This window comes from Sphingomonas taxi, from assembly GCF_000764535.1.
In the GTDB taxonomy this organism is placed as follows: Bacteria; Pseudomonadota; Alphaproteobacteria; order Sphingomonadales; family Sphingomonadaceae; genus Sphingomonas; species Sphingomonas taxi.
In genome coordinates this window covers 14841-31261 of the sequence record NZ_CP009571.1, presented here as the reverse complement: position 1 = coordinate 31261, position 16421 = coordinate 14841, and the positions used below count along the sequence as shown (strand labels likewise).

The 16421-nt window shown below is 64.9% G+C and carries 15 protein-coding genes; 9 read left to right on the top strand and 6 right to left on the bottom strand.

All coding sequences use genetic code 11. From position 1 onward, the window contains the following. The first annotated feature begins 90 nt into the window (after positions 1–90). The 8 genes from MC45_RS00140 (at position 91) to MC45_RS00110 (ending at position 7883) form a co-directional block, all read left to right on the top strand. Positions 91–1554: an MFS transporter gene (locus MC45_RS00140; protein ID WP_245640778.1), complete on the top strand. Its 1464-nt coding sequence runs from the start codon at positions 91–93 to the stop codon at positions 1552–1554. A 54-nt stretch (positions 1555–1608) separates the two neighbouring features. Beyond that, positions 1609–2598: a 2-hydroxyacid dehydrogenase gene (locus tag MC45_RS00135; RefSeq protein ID WP_038658142.1), complete on the top strand. Its 990-nt coding sequence runs from the start codon at positions 1609–1611 to the stop codon at positions 2596–2598. 91 nt (positions 2599–2689) lie between these two features. Further along, positions 2690–2830, top strand: a complete 141-nt coding sequence (locus MC45_RS19090; RefSeq protein WP_156143720.1) for a hypothetical protein — start codon at positions 2690–2692, stop codon at positions 2828–2830. Between the two features lie 2 nt (positions 2831–2832). After that, positions 2833–4512 carry a PAS domain-containing sensor histidine kinase gene (locus tag MC45_RS00130; RefSeq protein WP_245640777.1) on the top strand — a complete coding sequence of 560 codons (1680 nt, stop codon included), beginning with the start codon at positions 2833–2835 and terminating at the stop codon, positions 4510–4512. Further along, a complete protein-coding gene (locus MC45_RS00125) occupies positions 4505–5134 on the top strand; it encodes a response regulator transcription factor (protein ID WP_038666014.1) in 630 nt (209 codons plus the stop codon). The genes MC45_RS00130 and MC45_RS00125 overlap by 8 nt, the downstream gene beginning before the upstream one ends. Positions 5135–5194: 60 nt before the next feature. Further along, positions 5195–5638 (top strand): response regulator, encoded by a 444-nt coding sequence (locus MC45_RS00120; protein WP_156143719.1) that lies wholly within the window; start codon positions 5195–5197, stop codon positions 5636–5638. A 118-nt stretch (positions 5639–5756) separates the two neighbouring features. Next, positions 5757–7418, top strand: a complete 1662-nt coding sequence (locus tag MC45_RS00115; RefSeq protein WP_052075417.1) for an oleate hydratase — start codon at positions 5757–5759, stop codon at positions 7416–7418. 54 nt (positions 7419–7472) lie between these two features. Next, positions 7473–7883 carry a low affinity iron permease family protein gene (locus MC45_RS00110; protein ID WP_038658137.1) on the top strand — a complete coding sequence of 137 codons (411 nt, stop codon included), beginning with the start codon at positions 7473–7475 and terminating at the stop codon, positions 7881–7883. A 65-nt stretch (positions 7884–7948) separates the two neighbouring features. Here the strand turns inward: MC45_RS00110 and MC45_RS18495 are convergent, their stop codons facing one another. The 6 genes from MC45_RS18495 to MC45_RS00080 all read right to left on the bottom strand — a co-directional run bounded on the left by MC45_RS18495 (position 7949) and on the right by MC45_RS00080 (position 13892). Then, a complete protein-coding gene (locus MC45_RS18495; protein WP_156143718.1) occupies positions 7949–8197 on the bottom strand; it encodes a hypothetical protein in 249 nt (82 codons plus the stop codon). A gap of 106 nt (positions 8198–8303) precedes the next feature. Further along, positions 8304–8489 carry a hypothetical protein gene (locus MC45_RS00100; RefSeq protein WP_038658131.1) on the bottom strand — a complete coding sequence of 62 codons (186 nt, stop codon included), beginning with the start codon at positions 8487–8489 and terminating at the stop codon, positions 8304–8306. A 156-nt stretch (positions 8490–8645) separates the two neighbouring features. Further along, positions 8646–9722, bottom strand: coding sequence for an acetate/propionate family kinase (locus MC45_RS00095; RefSeq protein WP_245640776.1), 1077 nt, complete (start codon positions 9720–9722; stop codon positions 8646–8648). Beyond that, a complete protein-coding gene (locus MC45_RS00090) occupies positions 9719–12124 on the bottom strand; it encodes a phosphoketolase family protein (RefSeq protein ID WP_052075415.1) in 2406 nt (801 codons plus the stop codon). The genes MC45_RS00095 and MC45_RS00090 overlap by 4 nt, the downstream gene beginning before the upstream one ends. After that, entirely contained in the window at positions 12121–13158 is a 1038-nt protein-coding gene (gene adhP / locus MC45_RS00085) for an alcohol dehydrogenase AdhP (RefSeq protein WP_038658128.1), read from the bottom strand. The genes MC45_RS00090 and adhP overlap by 4 nt, the downstream gene beginning before the upstream one ends. Before the next feature lie 47 nt (positions 13159–13205). Next, positions 13206–13892, bottom strand: a complete 687-nt coding sequence (locus MC45_RS00080) for an NAD(P)H-dependent oxidoreductase (protein ID WP_081974500.1) — start codon at positions 13890–13892, stop codon at positions 13206–13208. Between the two features lie 470 nt (positions 13893–14362). Between MC45_RS00080 and MC45_RS00075 the strand changes: the two genes are divergently transcribed. After that, on the top strand, positions 14363–16321 hold the full coding sequence (locus MC45_RS00075; RefSeq protein ID WP_038658125.1) for an NACHT domain-containing protein: 1959 nt from the start codon (positions 14363–14365) through the stop codon (positions 16319–16321). Positions 16322–16421 lie beyond the last annotated feature (100 nt).

The following is a 16421-nucleotide window of genomic DNA, read 5'->3' as shown; positions in this document are numbered from 1 at the left end:
GCGCGCATATCGCGATCACCCCCGAGCGGCCGACCATCCGGCACGCGGCGGACACCTTCGACTGCGTAGTTTCCGAGCGTAGCGACCGGAATGACCGACGCGCTACCCAGCGACGCCAACGACGCTCCCGACAGCAAGGTCATTTTCGCCGCTGTCCTGCGTCCCTGGCGCCCGCTCATGGGTCATTTTGCCGAGGATCCATCCATGCCGAGCCACGACCCCGTAGGAGCCCGCATCGGCGTGCCGACGCAAGCAGTGGTCGCCGACGCACCGCCTGTCCAGCTCAAGCCGCTGTTCCTGCTGGCCTGGGCGCTGTGCGCGGTCTTCTATTTCTTCCAGTACGCCGTCCGTTCGGCGCCGGGCGTCATGCAGCACGAACTCTCGGCCGCATGGGGCGGCAATCACATCGGCGGGATGATCTCGGCCTATTACGTCGCCTATGCGCTGATGGCGCTCATCGCCGGCGTTCTGCTCGATCGATACGGCCCGCAACGCACGATACCCTATGGTATCGCCGTCGTCGGTCTGGGGTGCCTCGTGTTCGCCCAAGGCAGCGAGGCGGCCGGCATGGCCGGTTTCGTCCTTCAGGCAACGGGTGCGATCTTCGCGTTCATCGGCGCTTCCTATGTGGCGGCTCGATATCTGCCGTCACGGATGCTCGCGTTGTTTATCGGCCTGACGCAGTGCCTCGGCATGGCCGGTGCCGCGTTCGGGTCGAAGCCGGTCCATATGCTGATCGATCCGGCCGGAAGCCTTCATCTGTCATGGCAATATGTCTGGATCGGCTTCGCCGTCGTCGGCTTCGTGCTAGCTGTCGCCACCTGGATGGTCATGCCGCGCGACAGCGGTGACAGTGCGTCCCATCACGGCCCGCTTTCCGCCGCCAGCCTTGTCCAGCCCTTCAAGACGGTCCTTGCGAATCCGCAGAGCTGGCTTGCCGGGGTGATCGGGGGGCTGCTCTTCCTGCCTACCACGATCGGCGCGCTGGTCTGGGCAACGTCGTTCCTCAACGGCGGCAAGGATCTGTCGATGGCCGCTGCTGCGACGGAAGCCTCGATGGTGCCGATCGGCTGGGTGATCGGCTGTCCGCTGCTCGGCTTCCTGGCCGACCGGCTGGGCCGTCGCAAACCCGTGCTGATCGCCGGCGCACTGGTGATGCTGGCGGCCGGCCTGACCGCGATCTACGTGCCCCACGGCCTGCTCCCGCCCTACAGCGTCGCGCTCGTGCTTGGCATCGCCTCGGGAGCCGCAATGGTCCCCTTCTCGATGATGAAGGAGACCAACCCGTCTGCGGTCAAGGGCACCGCTGCAGGCGTGATGAACTTCCTCGTCTTCCTGACCAGCGGCATCGTCTCCCCCTTCATCTCGCGGCTGATGGTCCCGCAAGGCAAGCCGCTTACGTTGCCGGAGTTTCAGAACGGGTTCCTACCGCTGGTCGCGGGTGTGGTGGTCGCGATCGGCCTCAGCCTGTTCCTGAAGGAGACGGGCCATGCACGCGTCGCAGATCGCCCGTCACGCGCCATCCCGCCTTCCCCGACACTCGCCGCGACCTGAACCGACTTCCGGCGTCCAGGCCTCGGTATTCGCACTCACCCGAAAGCATGTTCTATGATCGTCACCGTCTTCAGCACCAAATCCTATGATCGCACCTTCATGGAGAAGGCCGCAGGCTCCCTTCATACCCTGAGGTTTGTGGAGGACCGGCTGACGGCCGCGACCGCGACCCTGGCGCAGGGTTCGACGGCGGTATGCGCGTTCGTCAACGATCAGGTCGATGCTGCCGCCCTCCAGGTCTTCAAGGATGTCGGAGTCGAGATCGTCGCGCTCCGATCAGCGGGGTTCAACAATGTCGACATGGCCGCGGCCAAGCGTCTCGGCATCGCCGTCGCCCGTGTGCCGGCCTACTCGCCGGAGGCAGTCTCCGAGCACACGGTGGCGCTCATCCTGTCGCTCGATCGCAATATCCACCGCGCCTATGCCCGGGTGCGGGAGGGCAACTTCGCGCTCGAGGGACTCTTGGGTTTCAACCTGCACGGCCGAACAGTCGGCATTGTCGGGACCGGGCGTGTGGGCGCGGGCGTCGCGCGGATCATGCTCGGGTTCGGGTGCAAGGTCATCGCCCATGACGTCATTCCGAATGTCGCCTGCGCCGCGCTCGGCGTCACCTACACCACGCTTGATACCTTGCTGGCCGAAGCGGACATCGTCTCGCTGCACTGTCCCCTCACCGATGCGACGCGGCATCTGATCGATGCGCCCGCGATCGACCGCATGAAGCATGGCGTGATGCTCATCAACACGAGCCGGGGCGGCATGATCGACACCGCAGCGGTGATCCAGGGCCTCAAGAGCGGCAGGATCGGGCATCTTGGACTCGACGTCTATGAGGAAGAGGAAGAGCTGTTCTTCGAGGATCTGTCGAGCGAGGTCATCCAGGACGATGCTTTCGAGCGGTTGCTGATGTTCTCGAACGTGCTCGTGACCGGCCATCAGGGCTTCTTCACACACGAGGCGCTGTCCGCGATCGCCAAGACGACGATGGCCAATCTATCATCGTTCGAGACGGGTGGGCATGCCACCTATCAGCTGGCCGGATAGGTATAATCGCTATTCGCGCCGGCCGGCGATGTGTGAAACCACAATATCGCCGCCTCGGCCAAGCGCCCAACACGCCCTTGAACAACAAGGGATGACGATCATGCACACGGCAATCCAGACGCTTCTCAGGCCGATCATCACGATGAACCGACGGGTGTCGATCGGCGGTGCTGTGCTTTCGCTGCTGGTAGCAGGCGAGATCGCGATGACGCTTTTCAGACCGTTGGCCTGATATTGCGTCATACCGCCTCGCGAAGCGTTGACCCGGCATGGGTTGCCGATGGTTCGGGATTTTACCCGGCCGGAGGCACGCCGTCAGATGATCGACTTTCGCACCTGCAAACAGACCGCGCCGCCCTCGTGAACGCAGCGGTGCCTCGCGGCGATTTGTCCGACGCCGAGGCCGTCGCCCGCAGGAATGCGGTCGTGGCCGAGGAGCTTGGTCTGCTGATCGACGGGGCGACGGGCTACGCAATCTATATGCTCGACCCCGAGGGGCGCGTGACGATCTGGAACCGTGGCGCGGAGCGGATGAAGGGCTGGACCGAGGCGGAGGTCATCGGCGTCGATTCCGCCATCTTCTATACCCCCGACGACGTCGCGGCCGGAAAGCCGGCCGATGATCTGGCCCGGGCGTCAGCGCTTGGTCGCATCGAGGAGGACAGCTGGCGTCTCCGCAAGGATGGGTCGGAATTTCTTGCCGGCGTGACGATCACCGCGCTTCGCAACGACGCCGGCGAGCTGCGCGGCTTCGGCAAGGTCATCCGCGACGTCACCGACCAGAAGGCATCGGAAGCCGCGGTCGTCCGACGCGAACATCATCTCCGCTCGATCCTCGCGACCGTACCCGACGCGATGATCGTGATGGACGAAACCGGCATCGTGTCGTCGTTCAGCACCACGGCCGAGCAACTGTTCGGATATGCGAAGGCAGACGTTATTGGGCAAAACGTCAGCATGCTGATGCCGCCCGGCGACCGGGACGGGCACGATGGCCATCTCCACACTTATCTGCAGACCGGCATTCCCCACAACATCGGCAACGTCCGCGTCGCGACTGCGCAGCGCGCCAACGGCGAAACCTTCCCGATCGAACTAGCGGTCGGCGAGGCGTCGATCGCGGGTGAGCGGATCTTCACCGGCTTCGTGCGTGACCTGACGAACCGGCACGAAACCGCGCGCCGGATGAAGGAGCTTCAGGCCGAGCTGGTCCATGTCTCCCGCGTCAGCGCGATGGGGACGATGGCTTCCACGCTCGCCCACGAGATCAACCAGCCCTTGACCGCGATCGCCGCCTTTCTCGAGACGACACGTGCCATGATCGGCGAGACCGATGACGGCCTGCTCGGCGAGATCGCCGAGGCCCTGGAGCTTGCAGCAGCCCAATCGTTGCGCGCCGGCATGATCGTGCGCCGGCTGCGCGCGTTCGTCGACGGCGGCGACACCGGCTTCAAGGCGGAACGGCTCGACACGATCGTCGAGGAAGCCACCAGCCTCGGCCTGCTTGGCGCGCACGAGGCGGGGGTCAGCGTGACGATGACGATCGCCGCGGGGCTCGAAACGGTACTGGTCGACCGCGTCCAGATCCAGCAGGTCCTGGTCAACCTCATCCGCAACGCGATCCAGTCGATGGCGTCGTCGCCGTGCAAGGAGCTGACGATCGCGACCGCGCCCGATCGTGATGCCTGGGTGCGCGTCACCGTCGCGGATACCGGCACGGGCCTGTCCCCGGACATCCGCGACCGATTGTTCGAGGCGTTCGCAACCACGAAGGAGGACGGCATGGGGCTGGGTCTCTCGATCTGCCGCACGATCGTCGAGGCGCATGGCGGTCGGATCTGGGCCGAGGCCGGTGCCACATCGGGGACGGCCTTCCATTTCTGCGTGCCCCTGGCAGGAGCCGATGATGTCTGACCCCGCACGTACCGTCCATATCGTCGACGACGACGAGGCGATCCGCCAATCGGTCGGCTTCATGCTGCGGAAGGCCGACCATAGTGTCGAAGCCTATGCGTCGGGCGTGCAATTCCTGAAGACCGCCACCCGCGAAACGCGAGGGTGCGTACTGCTCGACGTACGGATGCCCGAGATCGACGGGCTGGAAGTGCAGGCGCGGCTTGCCGAACAGGGCATCATGCTCCCAGTCATCATGCTGACCGGCCACGGCGACGTGACGCTCGCGGTGCGTGCGGTAAAGGCCGGTGCGATCGAGTTCCTGGAGAAGCCGTTCGAGCGGACCGCGTTGCTGGCCGCGATCGACGAAGCGTTGAGCCAGGCCGGTCGAAACGATCGCGGTCAGCTTGCCGCAGCCGAGGCCTCGGTCCGCCTCGCGGCGCTGACGCCGCGCGAGCGCGACGTGCTCGACGGCATGGTCCTGGGGCGGCCCAACAAGCTGATTGCCTTCGATCTCAGTATCGCGACGCGGACGGTCGAGGTTCACCGCGCCAATCTGATGGAGAAGCTGTCCGCGCGCAGTCTGTCCGATGTCCTGCGGATCGCGTTCGCGGCGGGTCTCGGCGACACTCAACCCGACTGATTGGCGACCCCTTCCCCTCGCCTTCTACGTACAGACGTGAGGCCGCCCCCCGTGTGATCCTTGGAGAAACCCAAGGAAATCCGCATGCAGAACGCTACCACGCCTTCGTCACGACAGAAGATCGGTGTTTCCCTCGTCGATGGCGATTCCACCATCCGGCACGCGCGACAGCTAATGCTGCGCTCGGAAGACTATGACGTCCGGTCCTATGCGACCTGCGCCGCGCTGCTCGCCGATCCGCGGTCGCGCGATTATCCGTGCCTCATCCTCGACCTCGAAATGGAGGACATCGACGGCCCCGCGCTCCTGCGCGAAATGCGGGCCAGTGGCTGGCGCGGCAAGGCGATCCTCCTCGATGGGCTCAACCCAGGCATTGCGATGCTGATCGAGGCCGAGCGCCACGGCGACACGGTGTTCGCACGGAACATCGGCGATCGTGCGCTGCTGACCGCGATTGAGGCATCGATCGATCACAGTTGGGCCGGCTGGAATGCGGAGGGCTGAGCGTTAGGTAGTTCCCGACGCTGGGCCGAACCCCGCCGCGGGCGGTACTGACAAGACTCACCCAGCCCGACCGAACGCCCCATTCCGGGTCCAGCGGCAGCGGCACGGAGATTTCGCCATGATCGTCAGTCAAGAAGGCGCCGAGCTGTTGCTGTTCAAGCGCCCTGCTCCCCAGGCGAGTGCCAAGGCGTGGCTGGTCGGGGGCGGCATCGCCTCGCTGTCCGCAGCGGCGTTCATGATCCGGGACGGCGACATGCTGGGGTCGGACATCACGATCCTCGAGGAGTCCGGCGTCATCGGCGGGAGTCTCGACGGATCGGGCACCCCGGAGAGCGGTTATGTTCTGCGGGGCGGCCGGATGATCGAGAGCAAGTATCTCTGCACCTTCGACCTCTTCGCGTCGATCCCGACACTCGACGGCACCGGCACGGTCACGCAGGAGATCCTCGACTGGAACAGGACGATGCAGACGTCGTCGAAGTCGCGGCTGTTCGTCGACGGCGAACGACGGACGACGCCGGCGTTCGGTCTCACCGAAGGCCATATCCTGACGATCGAGCGCCTCGGCCTCGAGCCCGAGGCGATGCTGGGCCGCTCGACGATCGCCGATCAGTTCGACCCGGCGTTCTTCGAGACCAATTTCTGGTACATGTGGTGCACGACGTTCGCGTTCCAGCCGTGGCACAGCGCCGTCGAGTTCAAGCGCTATCTCGTCCGTTTCGCGCACATGGTCGGCGGGTTCAATCGCCTGACCGGCATCATGCGGACCGTCTACAATCAGTATGATTCAATGGTGCGGCCGTTGCGCAAATGGCTCGACGACCGCGGCGTCCGCTTCGAAACCGGCACGCGCGTCGTCGACCTCGAGTTCACGCATCGTGGAGGCGGCGACGCCGTCGAGACGATCGTCATCGAGAAGGCCGGTATCAAGGACTGCATCGAGGTTCGGGACGGCGACTATGTGCTGGTCACGCTGGGATCGATGACCGAGGCGTCGAGCCTGGGCGGCATGGATGCGGTGCCGGCGCTGAAGGGGAAGGCGGATGGCGGCGCGTGGCAGCTATGGCAGAACATCGCCGCTGACCGTGGCGACTTCGGGCGCCCAGCGGTGTTCGCCGATCATATCGATCGCTCGAAATGGGTGTCGTTCACCACGACGCTGAGCGACCCGACTTTCCTCGATCTGGTCCGCGATGCGACCGGCAACGTGCCGGGCGAAGGCGGGCTTGTCACTTTCCCCCAGTCGAGCTGGCTGGCATCCATCGTCATCCCGCATCAGCCGCACTTCATCGGCCAGCCCGAGGACGTGACCGTCTTCTGGGGGTACGGTCTCTCGGTCGATGCGCTCGGTGACTTCGTGAAGAAGCCCATGTCCGCCTGCACCGGCCGTGAGATCATGGTGGAGATCATGGGCCATCTCGGCATCGTCGAGCAGGCCGACCGCATCCTCGCTTCCGCGAATTGCATCCCGTGCATGATGCCCTTCATCACCAGCCAGTTCCTGCCGCGGGTACATGGCGACCGCCCGCAGGCCGTGCCCGCCCAGGCGATCAATTTCGGCTTCATCGGCCAGTTCGTCGAGCTGCCGGACGATGTCGTCTTCACCGTCGAATATTCGATCCGCTCGGCGCAGGCAGCGGTAGCCGGGTTGCTCGGCCTCGAGCGGACTCCGTCCCCCGTGTACAAGGGCACCTACGACCCGCGCGTGCTGTTCAAGGCCTTTCTCGCTCTCCACGATGTCGGCCAGCATACTCCGGAACGGGTGCTCGATGCGGTCTGATCGATTGACGGGGCCTGGGGCGCGATCGCCATCGCCTGCCTTGGCGCACTGAGCATGCTCGATCGTATGTTCACCGCCGCGGCGACCCGCATAGCCGGTTTCGCCGGCCAGCCCGGTGCCTTCGTGGCGGCGGTCGGCATCATCGTCCTCTGGTCGGTCACCGGGCCATTGTTCGGCTTTTCGGATACCTGGCAGCTGGTCGTAAACACGGCGACCACGATCGTCACCTTCCTGATGGTCTTCCTGATCCAGAACTCGCAGAACCGGGATGCGGCCGCCATGCAGGCCAAGCTCGATGAGCTGATCCGGGCGGTCGATGCGGCCCGATCGCAATTCATTGGTATTGAGCATCTCACCGATCGCGAGATCGAGAAAGTACGCTCCGATCTGGAGCGCGAATGCAGCGAGATCGACGGCAAGCTGTCGCCGGTCGTCAGTCTCGCCAATCTCAGAAACCGCCTGTGACGCTGACCCAACGCACCGCCTCGACGCTCGCCTCGTCCGGCAGCGTCAGGGCGGCGCGTTCAAGCTCAGGCGAGAACGCGCGCGAAGCGCGTTGCCCGATCGGCGAGATGATCCATCAGGTCGGCCGCGTGCATCGTTAGCCGGTCCTGCACCTCATCGAGGGGCGGTCGGACGAACAAGGCCATGTCATGGACCACGGCGCGTTGGTCGTGCGATCCGCCCGCCAGCATCGCGATGACGACATTCTCCAGGGCGATCACCCGGCTGCGCAGGCAGACCATTTCCTGATCGGACAGATGATGGACGACGTCCACATGAGGTGCCTTGACCGGCACCGGGTGTGAGAGTGCTCCGCCCTCGTTGTCCCAGCGGGCGAGTGCGCTAGTGCGCGACACCGCGGCCGTCGGCTGTGCGGTCCGCTCAAGCATCGGCCAGAGCCGGACCGGTGCGACGCGAGCGGGTCAGCGACGTCAGCCGCTCCTCATAGCCTTCGGCGATCCCGAGATGCGAGGCGCGTGCGCAACTGTCCGTCGATGCCGCGGCCAGTACGTTGGAGCGTGCGATCCGGGTGATGCAATAGGCGGCTTCGTCCGGGTTCGTGTACATCGACGATCTCCTGATCCGTGCGCCATGCGATCGCGTAATCGTCCTCGATTGGCTGCCCAATCTGGTAGCCCCTCACGGCTCGACCCGCGACGATCGGATTATACATAGAGGTGGCAGCGTCAGCGTCGCGCGACCGAAAAACGGCGCCACCCGACCTCAGCCCGTGCCGAGGATCGCCTGCATATGGCGGGCAATGACCGCCTCTTCGCGCGAGGGACGGGTGAGTGCGATACAGACCTCTTCAGGCGTCGTCGCATCACCTACGGCCTGCGTCACACCCGCCCAAGCGAGATCCGCGCAGATCATCTCCCGGACGCGTCCATCATGCTCGCCGATCCCGCCGGTGAACACGATCATGTCGGTGCCGCCCAGCGCGGTCATCATCGCCGCAATCTGTTTGGCGACCGACCGACAGAACATCGCGATCGCGAGGTCGGCGTCGGCATCGGGCGAGGCGTCGTGGAGGACGCGCATATCGCCCGACCGGCTGGAGATGCCGAGCATCCCGGCCTCCTTGTCGATCAGTCGCTCCAGCTCGGCCGGGCCATAGCCGCCCGCGCGCATGAGGTGGATCAGGATGCCCGGATCGAGATCGCCGGTGCGCGTGCCCATGATGACGCCGCCCGATGGCGTCAGGCCCATGCTCGTGTCGATCGACTGCCCTCCACGCACCGCGGTGACGCTGGCGCCGTTGCCGAGATGCGCGATCACCAGCCGCGCCGGCAGGTCTGGCCCGAGCTGATGCACGATGGATTCGCATGACAGGCCGTGGAACCCATAGCGATGCAGCCCGGCCGTCCGCTGCGACCGCGGGATCGGGAGCGTCCGCGCGATGTCGGGCATGCCGGCATGGAATACGGTATCGAAACAGGCGATCTGCGTGCGTCCTGGGTAGCGCGCGCTCGCGGTCGCCAGCAGCGCCAGCGCCGCGGGCACGTGGAGCGGGGCAAACGGCTCGGCCTCTTGGAGCTTGGAGATCACGTCCGCATCGATCCGGCAATGCCGCAGCAACTGCGGTCCGCCATGCACGATGCGATGGCCGACCGCGATCGGCGGAGACGCACCGGCCTCCGCCAGCGCCGCATCGATCGCCGCGAACGCGGCCTCTCCGTCAGCCGGGTCGACCTGCCCCGACACAATCGCCGGCAGGTCGGGCGTAGCGAGGTCGAACGCCGCGAACTTCAGCGACGACGAACCGCTGTTCAGCACCAGCGCGATGCTGTCGACGATCACGCCGGCCAGCGCCAGTCGCGCACCTCCGGCATGTCGTCGCCGTTCTCGGCGATGTAGAGCTTGTGGCGTTCCATCGTCGTCCAGTAGCGCGCCGTCTCCGCCGGCACGCGGTCACGCAGGCGCGGGATGTGTTCGATCGCGTCGAGAGCCAGGCGATACCGATCGAGATCGTTCAATACGACCATGTCGAACGGCGTCGTCGTCGTTCCCCGCTCCTGATAGCCGCGCACATGGATATTGGCGTGGTTCGCGCGGGCATAGGTCAGCCTGTGGATCAGCGCGGGATAGCCGTGGAACGCGAAGATCACCGGCTTGTCGCGCGTAAACATCGCGTCGAACTCGCGCTCGTCGAGGCCGTGTGGATGCCGCGTCCGGGGTTGCAGGACCATCAGGTCGACGACGTTCACCACCCGGATGCGGATGTCGGGCACATACTCGCGCAGCAGCGTCACCGCGGCCAGCGCCTCTAGCGTCGGTACATCGCCGGCGCACGCCATGACGACCTCGGGATCCGCGTCGTCCCCTGCCCAGTCCCAGATGCCGGCGCCGGCCGTGCAGTGCCGGACCGCCGCGTCCATGCCGAGCCACTGCGCCTCAGGCTGCTTGCCCGCGACGATGACGTTCACATAGCCGCGACTGCGCAGGCAATGGTCGGCGACCGACAACAGCGTGTTTGCATCGGGCGGCAGGTAGAGCCGCGCCACGTCCGCCGTCTTGTTGGCGACGTGGTCGAGGAAGCCGGGATCCTGGTGCGACAGGCCATTATGGTCCTGGCGCCAGACATGCGACGTCAGCAGGTAGTTGAGCGAAGCGATCGGTCGGCGCCACGGGATACCCTTGGTGACCTTCAGCCATTTGGCGTGCTGGTTGACCATCGAGTCGACGATGTGGACGAACGCTTCATAGCACGAGAACAGGCCGTGCCGGCCGGTCAGCAGATAGCCCTCGAGCCAGCCCTGGCAGAGATGCTCGCTGAGCACCTCCATCACCCGGCCGTCGGTCGACAGATTCTCGTCGACGGGTTCGATATCGGCCATCCAGACCTTGCCCGAGACGTCGTACACATCGGCAAGCCGATTGGACGCGGTCTCGTCGGGACCGAACAGGCGGAAGTTCACCGTGCCCATGTTGAGCTTCATCACGTCACGTAGATAGGTGCCCAGCACGCGCGTCGCGGGCGCGTCGACCTGACCGGGCGCGGCGACCGGCACGGCGTAAGTGCGGAAGTCCGGCAGCGACAGCGGTGCCAGCAGCTCGCCGCCATTGGCATGCGGGTTCGACCCCATCCGCCGATGTCCGGTCGGGGCGAGCGACGCGTATTCGTCGAGGAACTTGCCGTTCGTATCGAACAGCTCTTCCGGCCGGTAGCTGCGCATCCACGCCTCGAGCTGGCGCAGATGCTCGGGATCCTTGAAATCGGCGATCGGCACCTGGTGCGCGCGCCACGTTCCCTCCACGGGCTTGCCGTCGACGACCTTCGGCCCCGTCCAGCCCTTCGGCGTCCGGAACACGATCATCGGCCAGCGCGGACGCTCCGGGTTCGCGCCTTCAGCACGCGCCGCGGCCTGGATCGCCCTGATCTGCGCCAGCGCGTCATCGAGCGCGACCGCCAGTTGCTGGTGAACCACTTGCGGGTCGCTGCCCTCCACGAAGATCGGCTCGTGCCCGTAGCCGCGCAGCAGGGCTTCAAGCTCGTCATGGTCGATCCGCGCGAGGATCGTAGGGTTCGCGATCTTGAACCCGTTGAGGTGGAGGATCGGCAGCACCGCGCCGTCACGTGCGGGGTTCAGGAACTTGTTTGAATGCCAGCTCGCTGCCAGCGCGCCGGTTTCCGCCTCACCGTCGCCAATCACGCACGCGACGAGCAGATCGGGATTGTCGAACGCCGCGCCGTAGGCGTGCGCGAGCGAATAGCCCAGCTCGCCGCCCTCGTGGATCGAGCCGGGCGTCTCAGGCGCGACATGGCTTGGAATCCCGCCCGGCCAGGAGAATTGACGGAACAGCCGGTGCATGCCGCTGCGGCTGCGCTCGATCGCCGGATAGCGTTCGGTGTACGAGCCTTCGAGATAGGTGTGCGCGACCAGCCCGGGGCCGCCATGCCCCGGACCGATGATGTTGATCATGTCCAGATCATGCTCGACGATCAGCCGGTTGAGGTGGACGTAGAGGAAGTTCAGCCCCGGCGTCGTGCCCCAATGGCCGAGCAGCCGCGGCTTCACGTCGGCGATGGTCAGCGCCCGGTCGAGCATTGCATTGTCGCGCAGGTAGATCTGGCCGACTGACAGATAGTTCGCCGCGCGCCAATAGGCGTCCATCCGCCGCAGCATGTCTGGCGCCAGCGGCCCCTGCCGATACGGCAGATTCTGGACGAAGCGTTGATGTGGAAGGGTTGCGGTGGTCATGACTGGCTTCCGAAATCGAGGACGACGCGCGAGGGCACCTGGCCATGTTCCAGGCGGTCGAAGACGGCGTTGATCGCCGACAGCGGCTGCAGCTCGATATCTGCCTTCACCTTGCCGGTCGCGGCAAAGGCCAGGGCCTCCGCCATATCCTTGCGGGTGCCGACGAACGAGCCGCGGACGGTGATGCAGTTCGCCACCACATCGAACAGCGGCAGCGGAAACTCGCCGGGCGGCAGGCCGACGAGCACGCACGTGCCGTGCCGGCGCGTCATCGCGACGCCCTGGTTGAACGCGGCGAGCGATGGCGCGGTGATAAGCACGCCGTGCGCGCCTCCGCCTGTCGCCGTCTTCAGGTCACCGATCGGGTCGGCGCCGCGCGCATTGACGAGCACTTCCGCACCGAGCGCACTGGCGTGCGCCAGCTTGCCGTCGTCAACGTCGATCGCGCAGACCCGCAGGCCCATCGCAATGGCATATTGGACGGCAAGGTGGCCGAGGCCGCCGACGCCCGAGATCGCGACCCATTCGCCGGGCTTCGCGTCGGTTTCCTTCAGGCCCTTGTAGGTCGTGACGCCGGCGCAGATGATCGGCGCGGCCTCTACCGCGGACAATCCGTCGGGGATGCGCGCGACATAGTCCGGGTCAGCAAGGATGTATTCGGCGAACCCGCCGTTGCGGGTATAGCCAGCGAACTGCATCTCGGGACACACGGTCTCCCACGCGGACAGGCAGTATTCGCAGTGCCCGCATGCCGAGTACATCCACGGCACGCCGACCCGGTCACCGAGCTTTACGACCTCGACGCCGGCACCGACCTCGACGACGATGCCGATGCCTTCATGGCCCGGAATAAAGGGTGGGGCCGGCTTGACCGGCCAGTCGCCGCGCGCGGCGTGCAGATCGGTGTGGCACACCCCGCACGCCTCGGTCTTGACCAATATCTGCCCGGGACCGGCGGTCGGGATTTCGAACGCCCGAAGCGTCAGCGGTTGGCCGAAGGCCTCGACGACGGCGGCCTGCATCATGTGCGGCATGGATGTTTCCTTCGACAGAGTGGGCGATGCGGCAGACACAATGGCCGTCATCGTGAGAATTGCCGCGCAAGTTGGGGGTCGTGCATCAGCGCTTCGTCGCCGAAAGCGACCTGCGCGCAGGTCCGATGCGCCTGCTGTGCCACCTCCCAGAGATAGCTGGCGGCGGATTGCTGACCCGTCTTGTCGGTAATCAGCGCGAACCGTTTGTGCTCGCGCGAGTGCATGCCAAAGGCGTGGACGATATAGTCGTCGAAGACCGCGGCCAGACCCATCTCTTGCCCTTCCTGGGCAAGCCAGGGTTCCGACATCGCCGAGGTGGTGAAACTCAGTAGCCGCTTGTTGCCGAGCAGGTCGCCACGTGCCTGCTGACGAACGTCGTCAGGCGACACGCCGGCGCCGAACACCCGTTCGACATAACCTTTCATCATGGCAGGCGGTGACCCGAACCAGATCGGATAGATCAGCACGAACACGTCACATCCTGCCAGAATCTCGTGTTCAGCCGTCACATCGGGCGATCGGACCGGCGCGGCGAGCGTCGGTCGTTCGTGTGCCTTGAGAACTGGATCGAAGTGTATGGCGTAGAGGTCGCGCACCACGACGGTCTGCCCGGACGCGCGCACCTCGTCGCAATAGCGGGCTGCGATCGCATGGTTGAAGCTATCGAGATCGGGATGACAGACGATGACCGCGTGCCGCCCATCGCGGGCGACGACCTGTTCCTGAACGCTCATCGACATACCCGATCATCTGCGCAGCGGCGCCGCCCGGTATGTCCGGGCAGAGCATTCTGCCGAACGGCCGGGCGCATGCTGCAAGGAGATGTTGAGCTAGGCGTTTGCCGTCGTTCGGGTCAGCCTCGGAAACTACGCAGTCGCAAGCGCGGTTGATACGCTGAATTCAGTCACCAAAGATCCGTCCGATTCGCGATTTGGGTTGGCGCACCGCGAATAAATGGCGGGCCGGACCCATAGGCGGTCATTCGCGAGGAATCTCTGCTCACCCGACTTCCGCCATTCGTTTATAATCTCGATCGACCGCTCTTCCGCAACGCCGGGTCATCGCTAGGAATGATGGGACAGCGGACGGCTGCTTATGCGGGCCAGACGAGCATCGTTCCCGCAGCTTGATACCGCTTCGGGGAATTGAGTCGACCACACCGTTGTGACTACAAGAGTCTAATTTGCACCGGCGAGGGCTCGGAATGTCGATCGAAGCCCTTGTCCAGATTTGCAAGTGGATTGCGGCCGTAGGGGGCGCCGCCTTTCTCCTGGTCCGGATGGGATACTGGCTTTCGGACAGGCGCCACATCACGGCCGCGGTGAAGCTGAAAAGCCAGCGGAACCAGTCCGTTTTCACGCCAAGCTACACCGATGCGGAGATTGCGGCCGCCTTTAGGACGTATGTCCAACCCGATTGCGGACAGGCTGATCCGTCGCACGAGACCGATAACCGGCACGTCGCCGACATTCGCGAGCCGGTGTTCTCGTCTCTTGACCGCTTCGTCGATCACGCTCTGCGTCGACGGCATTTTCTGGTGCTCGCGGACTCCGGCATGGGCAAGACGACGCTCTGCCTCAATTACTTCCGGCACGCCGGTAAACGGAAGACGGGCCCGGTGGCTCTGGTCAGCCTGTCCCGACCAGGTGCCGACGCGAAGATTGGGGCGATCGCGAACAAGCGCGACACGCTGCTCATCGTTGACGCGCTCGATGAGGATCCGGCGGCGCAGAACGGCGTGGAAGCGCGCTTGTCGGAGCTACTTAGCCTCGCGGCCGACTACGTCGCCGTCATCATCACCTGCCGGTCGCAATTCTTTAGGGATGCCAGCGCGATCCCGAAGGATACGGGCGTTTCGGTGATCGGGCCCAGGATGGCCGGTGCCGGCTCCACTTACACGCTGTGGCACCTCTACCTGATGCCGTTCACCACGGCGCAAATATCGACCTACATCAGCAAGCAATTTCCGTTATGGAACCCGAAGAGCCTACCGCGCCGTCACGCCGCGGAGCGCCTCGTCGCCCGGGTGCCGGAGCTTAGCGGGCGGCCAATGCTGCTGGAGCTTGTTCCGGATCTGATCCGTGAAGGCGCCGTGGCTCAGGAGGTGTTCGACCTCTATGAGTACATGGTCCAGAAGTGGGTGGCGCGCGAGGAGCGCTGGATCGACGGCGCGCTGCTGATCGCGGTGTCCAAACGGATCGCGGTCGAGATCCACGCGAGGGCGTCGTCCGGACGGGGCGACCGACTGAGCCGAAACGAGGTGGACGAGATAGCCAAGAGCATCAGCGGGCATCAGGCCGACTGGGACCATCTGTCGACCAGATCCCTGCTCAATCGCGACAACGACGGGCTGCTGAAGTTCGCTCATCGATCGATCATGGAGTACTTCTTCGTTCTTGCGGCGATCGACGCCGACGACCGGTGCTTCGGGCTTGCCTGGACTGACGTGATGCGCGACCTCTTTGTGAGCTGGGGCTACACGGCGTCCGGCGTCGCGTCACTGAAGCGCGCGAAGGAGATATTGACGAGCGATCTCTCCGCCACGAAGCTCGTCCCGCTTTCCGATCCCCCGACCGAGCCGAACGTCATTGTGGAAGGCGAAATCCTGCTTGCTGCAGCTCGGCGCAGCAAGACCGATGGGGTGAGAAGGCTCGTGCACAGCAGCTGGCGAGCCGACAGCGTTCGGATTGAGGAGGCGGAGATGGGAATCGGCATCGTCGATCTCGCCTGCGATCTGGAATGGCTCGTCCCGAGCCTGTCGCACGACATCGTGCTGCTGCCTCTGGCCCAGCAGCTGCGCATCGCTCCCGGCCCTGGCCAGTTCCGATCACCCAGCTTCGATGAGCTCGTCAGCCTTTGCGAGGCGCTAACGTCTTCAGGGCGAATTGATCTGCTCGTGCCGAACCGCCTTTATCTCCTCGGCGACATCCTCGGGCCGGATCGACACTTGGTGGTGGAGGCCTACGAGGAAGGACCGAAGTTCGGCATGTTGAGGGCTATTGGAGATGGCCGGCGCGTTGCGGGAACTGACTACAAACTGGCGGTATACGAGGTGAGCCGCTTCCTCGACCCTACGCAATTGCAGCAGCTTCGCGTCGCGAGCCTCTTCGTCAGGCGAACGCCAAAAAGAGTTACAGGCGCCGCATGGCCGACGCTGTTATGACTAGAATTGGGAGCTGTCCTACAGAGGATCAGGCGCTGTCGAAATTAGGAGCCGATAGAGACCACAGAACATCTAATTCTGAATGCTATCTGCCGGGCGA

Coding starts and splice junctions, on each gene's coding strand:
- MC45_RS00140 (WP_245640778.1), top strand. CDS start 91: ATGACCGACGCGCTACCCAGCGACGCCAACGACGCTCCCGACAGCAAG.
- MC45_RS00135 (WP_038658142.1), top strand. CDS start 1,609: ATGATCGTCACCGTCTTCAGCACCAAATCCTATGATCGCACCTTCATG.
- MC45_RS19090 (WP_156143720.1), top strand. CDS start 2,690: ATGACGATCATGCACACGGCAATCCAGACGCTTCTCAGGCCGATCATC.
- MC45_RS00125 (WP_038666014.1), top strand. CDS start 4,505: ATGTCTGACCCCGCACGTACCGTCCATATCGTCGACGACGACGAGGCG.
- MC45_RS00115 (WP_052075417.1), top strand. CDS start 5,757: ATGATCGTCAGTCAAGAAGGCGCCGAGCTGTTGCTGTTCAAGCGCCCT.
- MC45_RS00110 (WP_038658137.1), top strand. CDS start 7,473: ATGCTCGATCGTATGTTCACCGCCGCGGCGACCCGCATAGCCGGTTTC.
- MC45_RS00100 (WP_038658131.1), bottom strand. CDS start 8,489: ATGTACACGAACCCGGACGAAGCCGCCTATTGCATCACCCGGATCGCA.
- MC45_RS00090 (WP_052075415.1), bottom strand. CDS start 12,124: ATGACCACCGCAACCCTTCCACATCAACGCTTCGTCCAGAATCTGCCG.
- adhP (WP_038658128.1), bottom strand. CDS start 13,158: ATGCCGCACATGATGCAGGCCGCCGTCGTCGAGGCCTTCGGCCAACCG.
- MC45_RS00080 (WP_081974500.1), bottom strand. CDS start 13,892: ATGAGCGTTCAGGAACAGGTCGTCGCCCGCGATGGGCGGCACGCGGTC.
- MC45_RS00075 (WP_038658125.1), top strand. CDS start 14,363: ATGTCGATCGAAGCCCTTGTCCAGATTTGCAAGTGGATTGCGGCCGTA.